Genomic DNA, 16,456 nt, shown 5'->3' with positions numbered 1-16,456 from the left:
ATCCGACTCGCCGCAGCCGGTCCTCGCTGCGTGACCGCAATGACCATAAGTACGTTGCCTGGTCGGGTCGGTGACGGAAGCGCTAGCCTTGAGGCGGCTGAAACGCGGGTAACCGCACACCGGGTCGAAAAGGGGTGGCCGGCTGCCGCGGGGTGCTGGCCCGAAGCGAAGAATTGAGGCGAAAAGCAGCCGTGAGCTCACCTTCACCATTCGGTCAGAACGAGTGGTTGGTCGAAGAGATGTACCGCAAGTTCCGCGAGGATCCGTCATCGGTTGACCCGAGTTGGCACGAGTTCCTCGTCGACTACTCTCCCGAGCCCATGCACGACGCTCCCGCCCCCGGCGGAAGCGGGTCGTCTGTCGGCAGCAACGGCAGGCCGACCGCTCCCCCGGAGCCCGCGCCGGCTCCGGCGCCGGAAACCGCCAACGGTCGGCAGCCGACCAGGACCGACACACCCAAGCCCAGCGACAAAGCGAAGACCAAACCCGCGGACAAGACCCCCGCCAAGAGCGACACCAAACCCACGGACAAAGCCCCCGCGAAGTCGGGCACCGGGACCGACAGGACCGACCGGACCGACAAGTCCGACGCCAAATCCTCGCCCGCGCCGAAGCCCAAGGCCGCGGCCACCTCCGGGGACGACGAGACCCAGGTCCTGCGCGGCGCCGCCGCGGCCGTGGCCAAGAACATGTCCGCCTCGCTGGAGGTCCCGACCGCGACGAGCGTGCGCGCCATCCCGGCCAAGGCGATGATCGACAACCGCATCGTCATCAACAACCACCTCAAGCGCACGCGCGGCGGCAAGATCTCGTTCACCCACCTGCTGGGCTACGCGATCGTGCAGGCGGTCAAGAAGTTCCCGAACATGAATCGGCATTTCGCCGAGACCGACGGCAAGCCGACTGCCGTCACACCCGCGCACACCAACCTGGGCCTGGCCATCGACCTGCAGGGCAAGGACGGTAAGCGCTCCCTGGTCGTCGCCGCGATCAAGAACACCGAGAATATGCACTTCGGGCAGTTCATCGCCGCCTACGAGGACGTCGTGCGGCGTGCCCGCGACGGCAAGCTCACCGCCGAAGACTTTGCGGGCGTGACGATTTCGCTGACCAACCCCGGCACCATCGGCACCGTGCACTCGGTGCCGCGCCTGATGCAGGGCCAGGGTGCGATCATCGGCGCGGGCGCGATGGAGTACCCGGCCGAGTTCCAGGGCGCGAGCGAGGAGCGCATCGCCGAGCTGGGCGTCGGCAAGCTGATGACGCTGACGTCGACCTACGACCACCGCATCATCCAGGGCGCCGAATCGGGCGACTTCCTGCGCACGATCCACCAGCTGCTGCTCGACGACGAGTTCTACGACGAGATCTTCCGCGCTCTGGGCATCCCCTACGAGCCCGTCCGCTGGCGTATCGACAACCCGGACTCCATCGAGGACAAGAACGCCCGCGTCATCGAGCTGATCGCGGCCTACCGCAACCGCGGCCACCTGATGGCCGACATCGACCCGCTGCGGCTGGACAAGACCCGATTCCGCAGCCACCCCGACCTCGACGTCAACACTCACGGCCTGACCCTGTGGGACCTCGACCGCGAGTTCAAGGTGAACGGCTTCGCCGGGGCGACCCACAAGAAGCTGCGCGACATCCTCGGCCTGCTGCGGGACGCCTACTGCCGCCACATCGGCGTGGAGTACACCCACATCCTCGAGCCCGAGCAGCAGCAGTGGTTGCAGGAGCGCATCGAGGTCAAGCACGAGAAGCCGACGGTTGCCGAGCAGAAGTACATCCTGAGCAAGCTCAACGCCGCCGAGGCGTTCGAGACCTTCCTGCAGACCAAATACGTTGGGCAGAAACGGTTCTCGCTAGAGGGCGCCGAAACCGTCATCCCGATGATGGATGCGGCCATCGACCAGTGTGCCGAGCACGGACTCGACGAGGTCGTGATCGGGATGCCGCACCGCGGCCGGCTCAACGTGCTGGCCAACATCGTCGGCAAGCCGTACTCCCAGATCTTCACCGAGTTCGAGGGCAACCTGAACCCGTCGCAGGCGCACGGCTCCGGCGATGTGAAGTACCACCTCGGCGCCAACGGCACCTACATCCAGATGTTCGGAGACAACGACATCGACGTCTCGCTGGTGGCCAACCCCAGCCACCTCGAAGCCGTCGCCCCGGTGCTGGAGGGCATCGTCCGCGCCAAGCAGGACCTGATGAACGTCGGCGAGGAGGTCGACGGCACCGAGCAGTTCTCGGTCGTGCCGATGATGCTGCACGGCGACGCCGCGTTCGCCGGGCAGGGCGTGGTCGCCGAGACGCTGAACCTGGCGCTGCTACGCGGCTACCGCACCGGCGGCACGCTCCACATCATCGTCAACAACCAGATCGGCTTCACCACCTCGCCGAGCGACTCCCGCTCCTCGGAGTACTGCACGGACGTCGCGAAGATGATCGGCGCGCCGATCTTCCACGTCAACGGCGACGACCCCGAAGCCGCGGTGTGGGTGGCCAAGCTGGCCGTCGATTTCCGGCAGAAGTTCAAGAAGGACGTCGTCATCGACATGTTGTGCTACCGCAGGCGTGGCCACAACGAGGGCGACGACCCGTCGATGACCCAGCCGAACATGTACGACGTGATCGACACCAAGCGCGGTGTCCGCAAGTCCTACACCGAGGCGCTGATCGGCCGCGGCGACATCTCGATGAAGGAAGCCGAAGACGCGCTGCGCGACTACCAGGGCCAGCTCGAGCGGGTGTTCAACGAGGTCCGTGAGCTGGAGAAACACACGATCGCTCCGAGTGAGTCCGTGGAGTCCGACCAGATGGTGCCCGCCGGCATGACCACGGCCGTCGACAAGTCCCTGCTGGCCCGCATCGGTGACGCGCACCTGGCGTTCGGCGACGACTTCAACGTGCATCCGCGCGTCAAGCCGGTGCTGGAGAAGCGCCGGGAGATGGCCTACGAGGGCAAGGTCGACTGGGCGTTCGCCGAGCTGCTGGCGCTGGGCTCGTTCCTGGCCGAGGGCAAGACCATCCGGCTGACCGGCCAGGACACGCGGCGCGGCACGTTCACCCAGCGTCACTCGGTGATCATCGACCGCAAGACCGGCCGGGAGTTCACGCCGCTGGAGCTGCTGACCGTCGATGCCGACGGCAACCCGACGGGCGGCCGGTTCATGGTCTACGACTCGGCGCTGTCGGAGTACGCGGCCGTCGGTTTCGAGTACGGCTACTCCGTCGGCAACCCCGACGCGCTGGTGCTGTGGGAGGCCCAGTTCGGCGACTTCGTCAACGGTGCGCAGTCGATCATCGACGAGTTCATCTCCTCCGGCGAGGCCAAGTGGGGCCAGCTCTCCGACGTGGTGCTGCTCCTGCCGCACGGCCACGAGGGCCAGGGACCTGACCACACGTCGGGCCGCATCGAGCGGTTCCTGCAGCTGTGGGCCGAAGGGTCGATGACGATCGCGGTGCCCTCGACACCGGCGAACTACTTCCACCTGCTGCGCCGCCACGGCCTGGACGGGATCCGCCGCCCGCTGATCGTGTTCACGCCGAAGTCGATGCTGCGTAACAAGGCCGCCGTCAGCGACCTGCGGGACTTCACCGAGGCCAAGTTCCGGTCGGTGCTGGAGGAGCCCACCTACACCGAGGGCACCGGCGACCGGTCGAAGGTCAAGCGGCTGCTGCTGACCAGCGGAAAGCTGTACTACGAGCTGGCGGCCCGCAAGGCCAAGCAGGAGCGCGACGACGTGGCGATCGTGCGCCTGGAGCAGCTGGCACCACTGCCGAAGCGACGGCTGGCCGAGACTCTGGACCGGTACCCGAACATCGAGGAGAAGTTCTGGGTGCAGGAGGAGCCTGCCAACCAGGGCGCCTGGCCGACGCTGGGGTTGACGCTGCCCGAGGTGCTGCCGGAGAAGTTCGCCGGCATCAAGCGGATCTCACGGCGCGCGATGTCGGCGCCGTCGTCGGGTTCGTCGAAGGTGCACGCAGTCGAGCAGCAGGAGATCATCGACGAAGCGTTCGCGTAAGGACCGAGGGCCGCCTCCTGCCCCGGCGCGCTTCTTCCGGCGAGCGTGCGTGTTTGCAGCCGACACGCCGTGGATCGTGCGCACTTTGCGCACGGTCACGGTCGGCTGCGGGCGCGGCCGGACGGGCCGCCGATGTTCTCTCAGCGGAAGAACGAGAACGGCACACCGTCGGTGAGCGCATTGACCGCGCGCGGGCAGAAGATCTGAATGGCCAAGCCGGTGAACATGGTCGCGGGCCCCAGCGGGCGCCCGAGCGCGTCGGCGACGTCGGCCGCCACATTCGCCGCGTTCTGCCCCGGTTCGGCGAGCATCGGGCACACCGACTGGCCGACTCGCATCGCGGTGGCCGGATCGATGTCGCCGAGGCGGTAGTGCTGCAACGTCGACAGGAAGACGTCGTTCGCGGTGTCGGCGTGGACCGGGGCCGCGGTGAGCGTCGCGGCCGCGGCGGCCGACGCGCACAGCGCTGCGACGGCCGGGTAGGTCAACTTCATACCCGGACTGTCGTCGCGACGGCTCCGGTCATTACCGCCGTGACCCATTCCGCATCGGTACCCGCGGTACCGGTAAGCTCGCACCAACTCAACACGCGTAGAACACCACGAGGGAGTTGACATGGAGGGCTTTGCCGGAAAGGTCGTCGTCGTGACCGGCGCCGGATCGGGTATCGGTCAGGCGCTGGCGATCGAACTGGGGCGCTCCGGCGCGCACGTGGCGATCAGCGACGTCGACACCGAGGGCCTGGCGGTCACCGAGGAGCGGCTCAAGGCGATCGGCGCCCAGGTGAAGGCCGACCGCCTCAATGTGAGCGAACGCGAAGCGTTCCTGCTCTACGCCGACAGCGTCGCCGAGCACTTCGGCAAGGTCAACCAGATCTACAACAACGCCGGCATCGCGTTCACCGGCGACATCGAGGTCAGCCAGTTCAAGGACATGGAACGGGTGATGGACGTCGACTACTGGGGTGTGGTCAACGGCACCAAGGCGTTCCTGCCGCACCTGATCGCCTCCGGCGACGGACACGTCGTCAACGTCTCGAGCGTCTTCGGCCTGTTCTCGGTGCCCGGCCAGGCGGCGTACAACTCCGCGAAGTTCGCCGTTCGCGGCTTCACCGAAGCACTGCGTCAGGAGATGGCACTGGCCGGACATCCGGTCAAGGTGTCGTGTGTGCACCCCGGCGGCATCAAGACCGCGATCGCACGCAACGCCACCGCCGCCGAGGGGCTCGACGCCGAGGAACTGGCCAAGACCTTCGACAAGAAACTCGCCAGCACGACCCCGGAGAAAGCCGCCAAGATCATCCTCGACGGCGTGCGCAAGAACAAGGCCCGCATTTTGGTGGGCAACGACGCGAAGATGTTCGAGATCGTCATCCGCGTCGTCGGCGCCGGATACCAGAGCCTGTTCCCCAAGGCCGTGGCCCGGCTGACACCGAAGACGAAGTAGCCCGCTCGCCCTCTCGAGCGTGCGGAGCCGGCGCGACGAGCGTGCGGAAAGTGCCTGATCTCGACGGCGTGTCCGCCGCAGACACGCACGGTCGCGGTGAGGGCCAGGCTCAGTTGCCGATGCCGAGTGGGTGGGCGTCGAGCCACTGCCCGGCCACCAGACCCGGGTCGGTGCCCTCGGCGACCATGCGTCGCATGTCCGCCAGCGAACCGGTGTCCAGCACACCGGCGATCTCGTTGAGTGCCAGCACCTGAGACTCGGTCAGCTCGTTGCGCCGATACAGCGGGACCAGGTTCTCGGCGCGGATCAACGCCGTCTTGTCCGACAGCACCACGACCTGCGAGGGCACATCGGGAGCCGCCGTCGTCGTCCACGCCGCGTCGATCTCCCCGGCCCGGAGCGCGGCGAACATGGCGTCGTCGTCGGCGAAGGACCGCGCCGGTGCCAAGGAGCACGTCCCCACCGTCGACGGGTGCGGCACCGCGGCGACCGCGCCGAGCGAGATTCCCTCGCAGCGGCGGGCCATCGCGCCGACGTCGCGACCGCCCCAGTCGTCCGCCGTCTGTTCGGTGACCGCCACGGCCGGCTTGTCCTCGGCCGAGGTGGTGTAGTCGCCGGCGGCGACCCCCTCGGGCAGCACCGACAACAGAGTGCGGTAGACCTGCACATCCGACCGCGCCGCGGAGTCGGGCGCGAACCGCGCCAGCAGCGTTCCGGTGAACCCGGGAGCCACCTGCACCTCGTCCCGGTCGAGCGATTCGAGCGGGTCATCGGCCACCGTCACGTGTGCCGGGTTCCCGTAATAACGCAGCGCCGCCGCATACAGGTGGGCGATCAGCTGCGATTCCGGATCGGCCGGCGAGCCGACCGGGATCGACGGGGGCGACGACTGGCCACCGCACCCGGCCAGTATCCCACCGGCCATCACCACGGCCGCCAGCCGCAGCAAGGGGCCCCGAAAACTGTTGCGGCTCAGTCGACTAGTCCTCAGAGGCGGCGGCAACCGCGGCGGCCACCGCGGGGCCCACCCGCGGATCCAGCGCGCTCGGGACGATATGGTCGACGGCGAGATCGTCGCCGACGACCGAGAAGATCGCCTCGGCCGCAGCGACCTTCATCTTCTCGGTGATGCGCCGGGCGCCGGCATCCAGCGCCCCACGGAACACCCCGGGGAAAGCCAGCACGTTGTTGATCTGGTTCGGGAAATCGCTGCGGCCGGTCGCCACCACGGCCGCGTATTTGCGGGCTGCGTCCGGATGGATCTCGGGATCGGGATTCGACAGTGCGAACACGATCCCGTTGGGCGCCATCGTCGCGATGATGTTCTCCGGGACCAGACCCGCCGACAGACCAAGGAACATGTCGGCGCCGTCGAGCGCCTCGGCGATCCCCCCGGTACGGCCGGCCGGGTTGGTGCGCTCGGCAAGCGCGGCCTTGAACGGGTTCAGGTCATCACGGCCGGTGTGGACGATCCCCTTGGAATCGAGCACCGTGACGTCGGCGATGCCCTTGGCCAGCAGAATGTTCGCGCACGCCACCCCGGCGGCGCCGGCACCGGAGATCACCACGCGCAGCGTATTCATGTCGCGGTCGAGCACCTTCGCCGCACCGTGCAGCGCGGCGAGCACCACGATCGCGGTGCCGTGCTGGTCGTCGTGCATCACCGGGCAATCCAGGGCCTCGATGACACGCCGCTCGATCTCGAAACAGCGCGGGGCGGAGATGTCCTCCAGATTCACCGCGCCGAAGCTGGGCCGCAGCCGGATCAGCGTCTCGACGATCTCGTCGGGATCGTTGGTGTCCAGCACGATCGGGATCGAGTCCAGCCCGCCGAACGTCTTGAACAGGGCGCTCTTGCCCTCCATCACCGGCAGCGACGCCGCCGCACCGATGTCCCCGAGTCCCAGCACCGCGCTGCCGTCACTGACGACCGCGACCAGCCGGTTCGCCCACGTGTACTTCGCGGCCAGCGTCTTGTCCGCCGCGATCGCCCGGCTGACCTGGGCCACACCCGGGGTGTATGCGATCGACAGCGCCCGCTGGGTGTCCAGCGGCGACTTCAGTTCGACCGAGAGCTTGCCGCCCTCGTGAGCCTCGAAGATCTCGCTGTCCTCGATGACGACCTGCGGCGTGCGCTCGACCGATCCCACTGATTCCGACACGGGCGTCAGGGTAGTCCACCCCGTGAACTCACCGGAACGGGTTCCCCCGCGGTGAGGCCGACGGCGCAGCACCGGCGCGTACGATTCTCGCCGGTGCCCGAAGGGCAGGTCCGAGCCCTGCGCCCTGACGAGGGGAGGTCGCACATGCCGGCGTTCCGTGCGTTGCCGCCGTCGATGGGCCGTCCTACCGGCAAGGCGCGCGGTGCAGGTCAGGACGGTCCGGACGCGAGACGAATCCACCTCCCGGTTTCGCAGGCGATGGTCGACTGCGGCGTCTACTCCGAAGGCCAGCGGTTGCCCGGCAAGTACACCCACGCCGCCGCGCTGGCCAAGGTGCACGACCTCGAAGCCGAAGGGAAAGCGGCCTTCGTCTGGATCGGTCTGCACGAACCCGACGAACAACAGATGCAGACCGTCGCCGACGTCTTCGGCCTGCACGAACTGGCCGTCGAGGACGCCGTACACGCCCACCAGCGCCCGAAACTCGAGCGCTACGACGACATGCTGTTTTTGGTCCTCAAGACCGTCACCTATGTCGAGCACGACTCGATGGCCAAGGCCCGGGAGATCGTCGAGACCGGCGAGGTCATGATCTTCGTCGGCAAGGACTACGTCGTCACCGTGCGCCACGGTGAACACGGCGGGCTCGCGGGGGTGCGCAAACGCCTGGAGAGCTCACCGGCGAATCTGAGGCTCGGCCCGCACGCGGTGATGCACGCGATCGCCGATCAGGTCGTCGACACCTACCTCGACGTGACCGATCTGATCGAGAACGACATCGACGCCATGGAAGAGGACATCTTCTCGCCGCAGGCGCGCACCGACATCGAGAGCATCTACCTGCTCAAACGTGAGGTCGTCGAACTGCGGCGGGCCGTCAGCCCGCTGGCCACCGATCTGCAGAGCATCGGCAGCGACCACGCCGACCTGGTCGACGCCGAGATCCGCCGCTACATGCGCGACGTCCTCGACCACACCATCAAAGCCGCCGACCGCATCGCCAGCTTCGACGAGATGCTGAGCTCGATGGTGCAGGCCGCGCTCGGTAAAGTCGCGATGCAGCAGAACGTCGACATGCGCAAGATCTCGGCCTGGGTCGCCATCGCCGCCGTACCCACCGCGATGGCCGGCATCTACGGCATGAACTTCGATGCGATGCCTGAATTGCACTGGGAATTCGGCTATCCGATGATCCTGCTGGTGATGGCCACGGTGTGCGTGCTGCTGTACCGCAACTTCCGGCGCAACAACTGGCTCTGATTCTCGTCGAAATCGCATTCCACGCGCAGAATCTCGCGGTGATCCCGCGCTGACTGCAATCTCGGCCGAATCAGGGGCGGCTCGCCGCTCAGGTTGGATTGGCGGCTCGCCGCTCAGGTTGGATTGGCGGCTCGCCGCCGTGGGTCCGTCGGATCGACCCCGTCCTGCACCCACGCCTCCCTCATCGCCTCCGCACCCTTGAGTCGCACCCACGCCGCCTCCGTCGGGGTGATCGGCACCGCCGAGAGCAGCGTCACCGGCGACAACGGCTCGGGCAACACGACGTCGTCGATATCGCTGTGGCCCAACAGAAATGCCGTGAACGGCGCACCTTCCCACAACGGCGTCTCGAGGTCGACCAGCGCGTCCGGCGCCAGAACCAGACCCTCGACCGCGGGGGCCGCCGCGACGATCGCGACCGAGCGCGACAACCCGGCAGGCGAGGGGCCGCGCAACGCGACCACGACCTCCGCACGGGGACCCTGCACCGGATCGGCCACCATGTCGGTCGGGTCGACCATCGGATGCCGCGAGCACCCCAGCGAAACATACTGCACCGCAGCGTCTCCCGGCCCGGCGAAGCGCAGCACGTCGATGCGTTCGGTGCCGAGGAAGGTGACGCTGGCAATGCCCGGCTCGGCGGTGATGCCGTTGCGGGCGAAGTGATCCCGCACATGCGCACGAACCAGGTCGAGAACCTCGGTCATGCGCGCACTTCCGGCAGGGACAGGTTGCTTCCGGTACGGGGATCGAACAGCTGCACGTTGGCCGGATTCAACGCCAGCTGCACGGTCGACCCGGGCTTGGCCGCCGAATGCACCGGAAACCGTGCGACGAACTCGTTCTCACCGGCCGCCGACTCCGCGGCGACCTCGGCCAGCTGCACCGCCTGCGCCGCGGGGCCGTCTACCCCGAAGTAGACGTACTTGTCGGCGCCCAGCGTCTCCACCATCTCGACGGTGACCTCGAACACCAGGGCGCCGATCTTGGCATAGGCGTCGATGACGGCCGCGTCCTCGAGGTGTTCCGGACGGATCCCCGCGATCAGGTCATCGGCGAAGCGGTGATCCCTGAGCCGCTCGTAGACGGCTCCGGTCAACGGGATCTCACCGAAAGGCAACCGGATACCGAGCTCGGTCAGCGCGGCCGGGAAGAAGTTCATCGCCGGGGAACCGATGAACCCCGCCACGAAAAGGTTGACAGGTGAGCGGTACAACTCCTCGGGGGTGCCGATCTGCTGCACAGCGCCACTCGACATCACCACCACCCGGTCACCGAGCGTCATGGCCTCGGTCTGGTCATGGGTCACATAGAGCGTCGTCGTCCCGAGCCGCTTCTGCAGACGCGCGATCTCGGTGCGCATCTGCCCCCTCAGCTTCGCATCGAGATTCGACAACGGCTCGTCCAGCAGGAAGGCCTTGGGATTCCGTACGATGGCGCGCCCCATCGCGACCCGCTGGCGCTGACCCCCCGAGAGCTGGCTCGGCTTACGGTCCAGCACGGCAGTCAGGTCAAGGGTTTTCGCCGTCTGCTCGACCTTCTGCGCGATCTCGTACCTGTTCAGCTTGGCCAGGGTCAGCGGGAACGCGATGTTCTCGCCCACCGTCATGTGCGGGTAGAGAGCATACGACTGGAACACCATCGCGATGTCGCGGTCTTTGACCGACCGCTCGTTGACCCGCTCACCGTCGATACGCAACTCGCCAGAGGTGATCTCTTCGAGTCCGGCGATCATGTTGAGCGTGGTGGACTTACCGCAACCCGACGGCCCGACCAGGATCACGAATTCGCCGTCGGCGACCGTGATCGACAGGTCGCGCACAGCCGCCGTGCCGTCGGGGTAACTCTTGGTCACCCCGTCCAAAACGATCTCAGCCATCGGCTCCCTCTCACCGCACGGGCCCGGGCATCACACCGATACCCGCCCCTGCGACGGGATTGTCCCGCGGGGCAAAACTAGGGCCAACGCGTCGCCGAGTGCAACATCGTCACCGCAGGCCGCCGCGGTGCACGACGCAGGAGTCAGATGGTCAGGCGGGCGAGCAGATCCCGGCCGCGCTCGGCGTTCTGCGGGTCGCAGAGCACGTCGTAGCGTCCGGCCACCAGCTGCAGCGTCGAACTGAAATCTCTTGTCCCGCGCGCCATCGCATACGGGATCGCCGAGGTGATCAGGCCGAAGAACACACCGGCGATCAACCCGGTGACGAGCGCACTCCACGGGTTGGGGCTGAAGAACCCGAGAATCAAACCGATGAACAGGCCCAGCCAGGCGCCGGTGAGCACCCCGCCGCCGAGCACCTTCGGCCACGTCAACCGTCCTGTGACGCGCTCGACCTGCATCAGGTCCACGCCGACGATGGTGACCTGCTGGACCGGAAACTCTTGGTCGGACAGGTAGTCCACGGCGCGCTGCGCCTCCGCATAGGTGGGATACGAACCGATCGGCCAACCCTTGGGCGGGGTCGGAAGGCCTACCGGGCGACCACGTCCCGTGGCCGGGCCGCCGGGCGCCGCAGCGGGATTCTGTCCTGGCTGAAACGGGCTGGTCATCTCGTCACTCCTTCGCTACGCCCACGTAACGCTAGTCCCCTGATCAACGAGCGGCACCCCCGGAAGGTGCCGCCGCGGCGCTCACCTCGGGTTTCCCACGGCTAGGCTAGGTTGATCAGCATGACAAATTCGGACAACGACGCAGGCCGTAGCGAATCGTCCGACTCCCCCACGGGAGGGTCCGAACCTTCCTCGGCCGGTTATGAAGCGCCTCCGATCGAGCACACCCAGGGCACCGCGGCCGAGCAGCCGCAGAACTACCCGCCGGCATACAACCCGCCGCCGGTCTCGGGGTACGACCAGCCTCCGGCGTACACGCCGACCACCGGCTACCCGCCGCCCGGGGGTTTCGCGGCGCCGGACTATCCGCCGCCCGCCGGTTACCCGCCGCCCTACCCCGACGCCGGCCCGCCCGCGCCCTACCCGGGCCCCGGCTACGCCCCACCGGGATACCCGCCCCCGGATTTCGGTGGCCCGTCCTACCCGCCGCCGCCGTACGGCGCCGTACCCGGCGGATATCCGCCCGCCGGCGGGTGGACCGGGGCCGAGTTCGGTTACGGGCCGCCGCCCCCGCAGGGCACCAACACCATGGCGATCGGCTCCCTGGTGGCCTCGTGCGTCGGCCTGTTCTGTTGCCTGGGGTCCATCGTCGGGATCGTGCTCGGCATCGTGGCGATGGGCCAGATCAAGCAGACCCACCAGGACGGCAACGGGCTGGCGATCGCCGGCATCGTCGTCGGTGTGCTCACCCTTCTGATCAGCGGCATCGCCACCCTGGCCATCATCGGCTCGGGCTCCTGACCCGCGGGACCACTTAGCTCGGCGGCTGGAACCTCTCGCCCTTGCGCTGCATACCCGCGGCCCTGCCCTTGCCCGCGATCACCAGCGCCATCTTGCGGCTGGCCTCGTCGATCATCTCGTCGCCGAGCATCGCCGCTCCCCTGGCGCCGCCGGCCTTCGAGGTGTGCCACTCGTAGGCTTCCAGGATCAATTCGGCATGGTCGTAGGCCTCCTGACGGGGGCTGTAGATTTCGTTGCCCGCCTCGATCTGGTCGGGATGCAGCACCCACTTGCCGTCGTAGCCCAGCGCCGCCGAGCGGCCCGCGACCCGCCGGAACGCTTCGACGTCCCGCACCTTCAGATACGGGCCGTCGATGGCGGCGATGCCGTTGGCGCGTGCCGCCACCAGGATCCGCATCAACACGTGGTGATAGGCGTCGCCCTCGCCGTACCCTTCGGGCTGCTCCCCGACTTCCAGAGTCCGCATGTTCAGGCTCGCCATCAGATCAGCGGGACCGAGCACCAGGGCCTGGACCCGGGGTGCCGCGGCGATGAGGTCGACGTTCGTCAGCCCCTTGGCGTCCTCGATCTGGGCCTCGATACCGATGTGCCCCAATGGCAGATCGTGCGTGGCCTCCAGCTGGCCGAGCAGGAGATCGAGGGCGTACACGTGTGACACGTCGGTCACCTTGGGCAGCACCACGACGTCCAGCGCGGTCCCAGCCCTGGCGACCACCTCGATGATGTCGGCATGCGTCCACGGGGTGGTCCAGTCGTTGACGCGCACCCCGCGCAGCGCTCCGGACCACCCCGGCTCGGCCAGCGCCGCGGCAACCTGCTCGCGCGCCTGCGCCTTGGCCTCCGGGGCGACGGCGTCCTCAAGGTCGAGGAACACCTGATCGGCGGGAAGGGTCTTGGCCTTCTGGATCATCTTCGCGCTGCTGCCCGGCACGGACAGGCACGTCCGACGGGGTCGATACCGGTTTTCCACAACAACACTCTCTACCCTTTACAACCATGGCGTCGGTCAACAGGGTCTATGCGGCTCGTCTCGCGGGCATGGTCGTACTCGGACCCGACGGCGAATCCATCGGCCGTGTCCGTGACGTGGTCGTCGGCATCAGCGTCGTACGCCAACAACCCCGTGTGCTCGGCCTCGTCATCGAATTGCTCACCCGCAGAAGAATTTTCGTGCCGATCTTGCGCGTCACGGCCATCGAGCCGGGCGCGGTCACACTGTCGACGGGCAACGTCTCGCTGCGGCGCTTCTCCCAGCGGCCCGGTGAGGTGCTGGTGCTCGGGCAGGTGATCGAGACCCGGGTCCGCGTCGACGATCCGGACCTGCCGGAACTGGCCGGGGTGGACGTCGTGGTCGTCGACCTCGCCATCGAACAGACCCGCACCCGCGACTGGATGGTCACCAAGGTCGCGGTGCGCCAGCAGCGCCGGCTGGGCCGGCGGAGCAACGTCTACACCGTCGACTGGCAGAACGTGCAGGGCCTCACCCCGTCCGGTCTGGCGATGCCCGATCAGGGAGTGGCCCAGCTGCTGGAGCAGTTCGAGGGCCAGCGCGCCGTCGAGGTGGCCGACGCGATCCGGGAACTGCCCGCCAAGCGGCGCTACGAGGTGATCAATGCCTTCGACGACGAGCGCCTCGCCGATGTGCTGCAGGAACTGCCGGTGGACCAGCAGGTGGCCCTGCTCCGCCAACTCAAGACCGACCGGGCGGCCGACGTGCTCGAGGCGATGGACCCCGACGACGCCGCCGATCTGCTGGGCACGATGACGCCCGCCGACGCCGAACAGTTCCTGCGCCGGATGGATCCGGAGGACTCCGAGGACGTCCGCCGGCTGCTGAGCCACTCACCGAACACCGCGGGCGGTCTGATGACCTCCGAACCGGTGGCACTCGCCCCGGACACCACCGTCGCCGAGGCGCTGGCGCGGGTCCGCGACCCGGATCTGACCCCGGCGCTGGCGTCGTTGGTGTTCGTGGTGCGGCCGCCGACCGCCACCCCGACCGGACGCTACCTGGGGTGCGTGCACCTCCAGCGGCTGCTCCGCGAGCCGCCCGCCGCGCTGGTCAGCGGCATCATCGACACCGATCTGCCGACGCTGGGCCCGGAGGACTCGCTCGGCGCGGTGACCCGGTATTTCGCGGCCTACAACCTGGTGTGCGGCCCGGTGGTGGACGAGGAGAACCACCTGCTGGGGGCCGTGTCGGTCGACGACGTCCTGGACCATCTGCTGCCCGACGACTGGCGTGAACGAGAGGCCGAGCCCGTGATCGTGACCGCCGAGAAGGCCACATGAGCGACGCATCGTCGCGTCAGCGCCTGGACACCCCCAGGATCTCGCGGAGCCTGGCGCCCCGGCTGGACGTCGAGGCCGTGGGCCGGTTCAGCGAACGGATCGCCCGGTTCCTGGGCACCGGCCGCTATCTCGCGATCCAGACCATCGTCGTGATCGTGTGGATCCTGCTCAACCTCGGCGCGTTCGCCTGGCAATGGGACCCGTACCCGTTCATCCTCCTCAACCTGGCCTTCTCCACCCAGGCGGCTTATGCGGCGCCGCTGATCCTGCTCGCCCAGAACCGCCAGGAGAACCGCGACCGGGTCGCTCTGGAGGAGGATCGCCGACGCGCCGAACAGACCAAGGCCGACACCGAGTTCCTGGCCCGCGAGCTCGCGGCGCTGCGGTTGGCCGTCGGCGAGGTCGCCACCCGCGACTACCTGCGCCGCGAACTGGAGGAGATCCGCGAGCTGATCCAGGATCTGCACGCCCGCGCCGACGCCGGCAGACCCGAGAGCGGCAAACAAGACGCAGGTGAACGCAGGACCAAGAAATCCGGCTGAGACACTCACGCCCATTGCTGTAACACCAACGTTGCCCAATAGGTATGGTGACTTGATTCACAGGTGATCTGACAGCTAGGACGGTCGAGTGCACATAGGGGGAGGACCGGCCCTCACAGCGGCCCGGCGGCGCGCGGGGCAGTTCGTCCGGATGCCGGCATTCGGCGTCGCCGCGGTACTCACACCACTGGTGCTCGCCGGAGCCGTCGGCGCGTCTGCTCCCCAGGCGACCCAGCCCGGCCGCGACTCGGCGGTGATGCCACTGGCCGCGGTCGCCCCGTCGGCACCGGACCGTTCCGGCCCGTCGGTCGTCGCTGTCACCAAGACCCCGGCCCCGTTGCGCACCGTGGCCAACAGCTCGTCGGCTCCCCCGCCGCCACTGGTCGTCACTTCGCCTGGCACACTTCGCATTCCGTCGACGGCGCTGGCCGCCTACCGCAACGCCGAGACCATGATGGCGGCGGCCTACCCCGGCTGCGGGCTGAGCTGGAACTTGCTGGCCGGCATCGGGCGCATCGAGTCGATGCACGCCTACGGCGGCGCCACCGACGCCCGCGGCACCGCGGTGCGGCCGATTTACGGGCCCGCGCTGGACGGCACACTGCCCGGCAACGAGGTCATCGTGCAGAGCCGGTCGGCCGATCGCGTGATCTACGCCCGGGCCATGGGGCCGATGCAGTTCCTGCCCGGAACGTGGTCACGGTATGCCTCCGATGGTGACGGCGACGGTAAGGCCGACGTCCAGAATCTGTACGACGCCTCACTGGCCGCGGCCCGCTACCTGTGCAGCGGCAACATGAACCTGCGCAATCAGCCCGACGTCATCGCCGCGATCCTGCGCTACAACAACTCGATGGCCTACGCCCAGAACGTGCTGAGCTGGGCCGCGGCATACGCGACCGGCGTCGTTCCGGTCGACCTACCGCCGATCACCGGTGAGGTTCCCGAGCTGAGCACCGCGGCCACCACCAACAGCCACCTCGACCGGCGAGAGGGCATCGGCCCGGGCCTTCCGCTCAACGCGACCGGCCTGCCCGCCAACGATCCGCTGGCATTGATCCCCCTGATGAGCCGCACCGATGTGGCCAGCCAGATCAACCAGAACGTGCCGGGCTTCGTGCCGGGCCAAAGCCTCGGCCCGCTGCCCGGACCGGCGCCGCAGGCGTTGCCCGAACCGGTGGCCCCACCGCCGCCGGCATGGGTGCCGCCGTGGATTCAGCAGCCACAGCAGCGAGCGCCCGAGTGCGCGGTGTTCTGCATCAAAGACCTCCCGCCCGCGGCGCCCCCCGCACCCGCCCCGGCGCCCCCCGCACCCGCCCCGGCGCCCGCGGCTCCGTTCGGCCTGCCGCCCGCTCCGGCGGCGCCGCCGGCC

The 16,456-nt window shown here is 68.2% G+C and carries 14 protein-coding genes; 7 read left to right on the top strand and 7 right to left on the bottom strand.

The genetic code is table 11. The features are described from left to right. Positions 1-239: 239 nt before the first annotated feature. The gene (locus ACXMYJ_RS09705) at positions 240-4,031 is read left to right on the top strand and encodes a multifunctional oxoglutarate decarboxylase/oxoglutarate dehydrogenase thiamine pyrophosphate-binding subunit/dihydrolipoyllysine-residue succinyltransferase subunit (protein ID WP_260758231.1); all 3,792 of its coding nucleotides are present in this window, start codon (positions 240-242) and stop codon (positions 4,029-4,031) included. Positions 4,032-4,171: 140 nt separating this feature from the next. Here the strand turns inward: ACXMYJ_RS09705 and ACXMYJ_RS09700 are convergent, their stop codons facing one another. Further along, positions 4,172-4,525 (bottom strand): DUF732 domain-containing protein, encoded by a 354-nt coding sequence (locus ACXMYJ_RS09700; RefSeq protein ID WP_260754713.1) that lies wholly within the window; start codon positions 4,523-4,525, stop codon positions 4,172-4,174. Between the two features lie 121 nt (positions 4,526-4,646). Between ACXMYJ_RS09700 and ACXMYJ_RS09695 the strand changes: the two genes are divergently transcribed. Further along, a complete protein-coding gene (locus ACXMYJ_RS09695; RefSeq protein WP_443187134.1) occupies positions 4,647-5,477 on the top strand; it encodes an SDR family NAD(P)-dependent oxidoreductase in 831 nt (276 codons plus the stop codon). Between the two features lie 109 nt (positions 5,478-5,586). Here the strand turns inward: ACXMYJ_RS09695 and ACXMYJ_RS09690 are convergent, their stop codons facing one another. Then, positions 5,587-6,402 carry a glycine betaine ABC transporter substrate-binding protein gene (locus ACXMYJ_RS09690; RefSeq protein ID WP_460355842.1) on the bottom strand — a complete coding sequence of 272 codons (816 nt, stop codon included), beginning with the start codon at positions 6,400-6,402 and terminating at the stop codon, positions 5,587-5,589. A 55-nt stretch (positions 6,403-6,457) separates the two neighbouring features. Next, positions 6,458-7,639: an NAD(P)-dependent malic enzyme gene (locus tag ACXMYJ_RS09685; protein ID WP_443187133.1), complete on the bottom strand. Its 1,182-nt coding sequence runs from the start codon at positions 7,637-7,639 to the stop codon at positions 6,458-6,460. Positions 7,640-7,783: 144 nt separating this feature from the next. Between ACXMYJ_RS09685 and corA the strand changes: the two genes are divergently transcribed. Further along, positions 7,784-8,899, top strand: coding sequence for a magnesium/cobalt transporter CorA (gene corA, locus ACXMYJ_RS09680; RefSeq protein WP_260754715.1), 1,116 nt, complete (start codon positions 7,784-7,786; stop codon positions 8,897-8,899). Positions 8,900-9,012: 113 nt separating this feature from the next. Here corA and ACXMYJ_RS09675 read toward each other — a convergent pair whose 3' ends face one another. From ACXMYJ_RS09675 to ACXMYJ_RS09665, 3 genes are all read right to left on the bottom strand, one after another. After that, positions 9,013-9,606 carry a suppressor of fused domain protein gene (locus tag ACXMYJ_RS09675; protein ID WP_260754716.1) on the bottom strand — a complete coding sequence of 198 codons (594 nt, stop codon included), beginning with the start codon at positions 9,604-9,606 and terminating at the stop codon, positions 9,013-9,015. Then, the gene (locus tag ACXMYJ_RS09670; RefSeq protein WP_260754717.1) at positions 9,603-10,778 is read right to left on the bottom strand and encodes an ABC transporter ATP-binding protein; all 1,176 of its coding nucleotides are present in this window, start codon (positions 10,776-10,778) and stop codon (positions 9,603-9,605) included. The genes ACXMYJ_RS09675 and ACXMYJ_RS09670 overlap by 4 nt, the downstream gene beginning before the upstream one ends. Before the next feature lie 143 nt (positions 10,779-10,921). Next, on the bottom strand, positions 10,922-11,449 hold the full coding sequence (locus tag ACXMYJ_RS09665) for a YflT domain-containing protein (protein WP_260754718.1): 528 nt from the start codon (positions 11,447-11,449) through the stop codon (positions 10,922-10,924). A gap of 120 nt (positions 11,450-11,569) precedes the next feature. On the opposite strand from ACXMYJ_RS09665, the gene ACXMYJ_RS09660 reads away from it, so the two are divergent. Beyond that, a complete protein-coding gene (locus tag ACXMYJ_RS09660) occupies positions 11,570-12,250 on the top strand; it encodes a DUF4190 domain-containing protein (protein ID WP_260754719.1) in 681 nt (226 codons plus the stop codon). A 13-nt stretch (positions 12,251-12,263) separates the two neighbouring features. On the opposite strand, the gene ACXMYJ_RS09655 is transcribed toward ACXMYJ_RS09660, so the two are convergent. Continuing rightward, a complete protein-coding gene (locus ACXMYJ_RS09655; protein ID WP_260754720.1) occupies positions 12,264-13,220 on the bottom strand; it encodes an HpcH/HpaI aldolase/citrate lyase family protein in 957 nt (318 codons plus the stop codon). A 26-nt stretch (positions 13,221-13,246) separates the two neighbouring features. Here ACXMYJ_RS09655 and ACXMYJ_RS09650 point away from each other — a divergent pair, with 26 nt between their 5' ends. From ACXMYJ_RS09650 to ACXMYJ_RS09640, 3 genes are all read left to right on the top strand, one after another. After that, positions 13,247-14,542 carry a magnesium transporter MgtE N-terminal domain-containing protein gene (locus ACXMYJ_RS09650; protein WP_260754721.1) on the top strand — a complete coding sequence of 432 codons (1,296 nt, stop codon included), beginning with the start codon at positions 13,247-13,249 and terminating at the stop codon, positions 14,540-14,542. Then, a complete protein-coding gene (locus tag ACXMYJ_RS09645; RefSeq protein ID WP_260754722.1) occupies positions 14,539-15,084 on the top strand; it encodes a DUF1003 domain-containing protein in 546 nt (181 codons plus the stop codon). Before ACXMYJ_RS09650 ends, ACXMYJ_RS09645 begins: the two co-directional genes overlap by 4 nt. Positions 15,085-15,235: 151 nt before the next feature. Then, positions 15,236-16,456, top strand: a 1,221-nt coding sequence (locus tag ACXMYJ_RS09640) for a lytic transglycosylase domain-containing protein (RefSeq protein WP_460355726.1), incomplete at its 3' end; no start/stop codon positions are given.

This window comes from Mycobacterium sp. ZZG, from assembly GCF_054786995.1.
This window is presented reverse-complemented; position numbering and strand designations above follow the sequence as displayed.

Excerpts from the sequence above, each read along its gene's own strand:
- ACXMYJ_RS09705 (WP_260758231.1), top strand. The coding sequence starts at position 240 with ATGTACCGCAAGTTCCGCGAGGATCCGTCATCGGTTGACCCGAGTTGG.
- ACXMYJ_RS09700 (WP_260754713.1), bottom strand. The coding sequence starts at position 4,525 with ATGAAGTTGACCTACCCGGCCGTCGCAGCGCTGTGCGCGTCGGCCGCC.
- ACXMYJ_RS09695 (WP_443187134.1), top strand. The coding sequence starts at position 4,647 with ATGGAGGGCTTTGCCGGAAAGGTCGTCGTCGTGACCGGCGCCGGATCG.
- ACXMYJ_RS09690 (WP_460355842.1), bottom strand. The coding sequence starts at position 6,402 with ATGGCCGGTGGGATACTGGCCGGGTGCGGTGGCCAGTCGTCGCCCCCG.
- corA (WP_260754715.1), top strand. The coding sequence starts at position 7,784 with ATGCCGGCGTTCCGTGCGTTGCCGCCGTCGATGGGCCGTCCTACCGGC.
- ACXMYJ_RS09675 (WP_260754716.1), bottom strand. The coding sequence starts at position 9,606 with ATGACCGAGGTTCTCGACCTGGTTCGTGCGCATGTGCGGGATCACTTC.
- ACXMYJ_RS09670 (WP_260754717.1), bottom strand. The coding sequence starts at position 10,778 with ATGGCTGAGATCGTTTTGGACGGGGTGACCAAGAGTTACCCCGACGGC.
- ACXMYJ_RS09665 (WP_260754718.1), bottom strand. The coding sequence starts at position 11,449 with ATGACCAGCCCGTTTCAGCCAGGACAGAATCCCGCTGCGGCGCCCGGC.
- ACXMYJ_RS09660 (WP_260754719.1), top strand. The coding sequence starts at position 11,570 with ATGACAAATTCGGACAACGACGCAGGCCGTAGCGAATCGTCCGACTCC.
- ACXMYJ_RS09650 (WP_260754721.1), top strand. The coding sequence starts at position 13,247 with ATGGCGTCGGTCAACAGGGTCTATGCGGCTCGTCTCGCGGGCATGGTC.
- ACXMYJ_RS09645 (WP_260754722.1), top strand. The coding sequence starts at position 14,539 with ATGAGCGACGCATCGTCGCGTCAGCGCCTGGACACCCCCAGGATCTCG.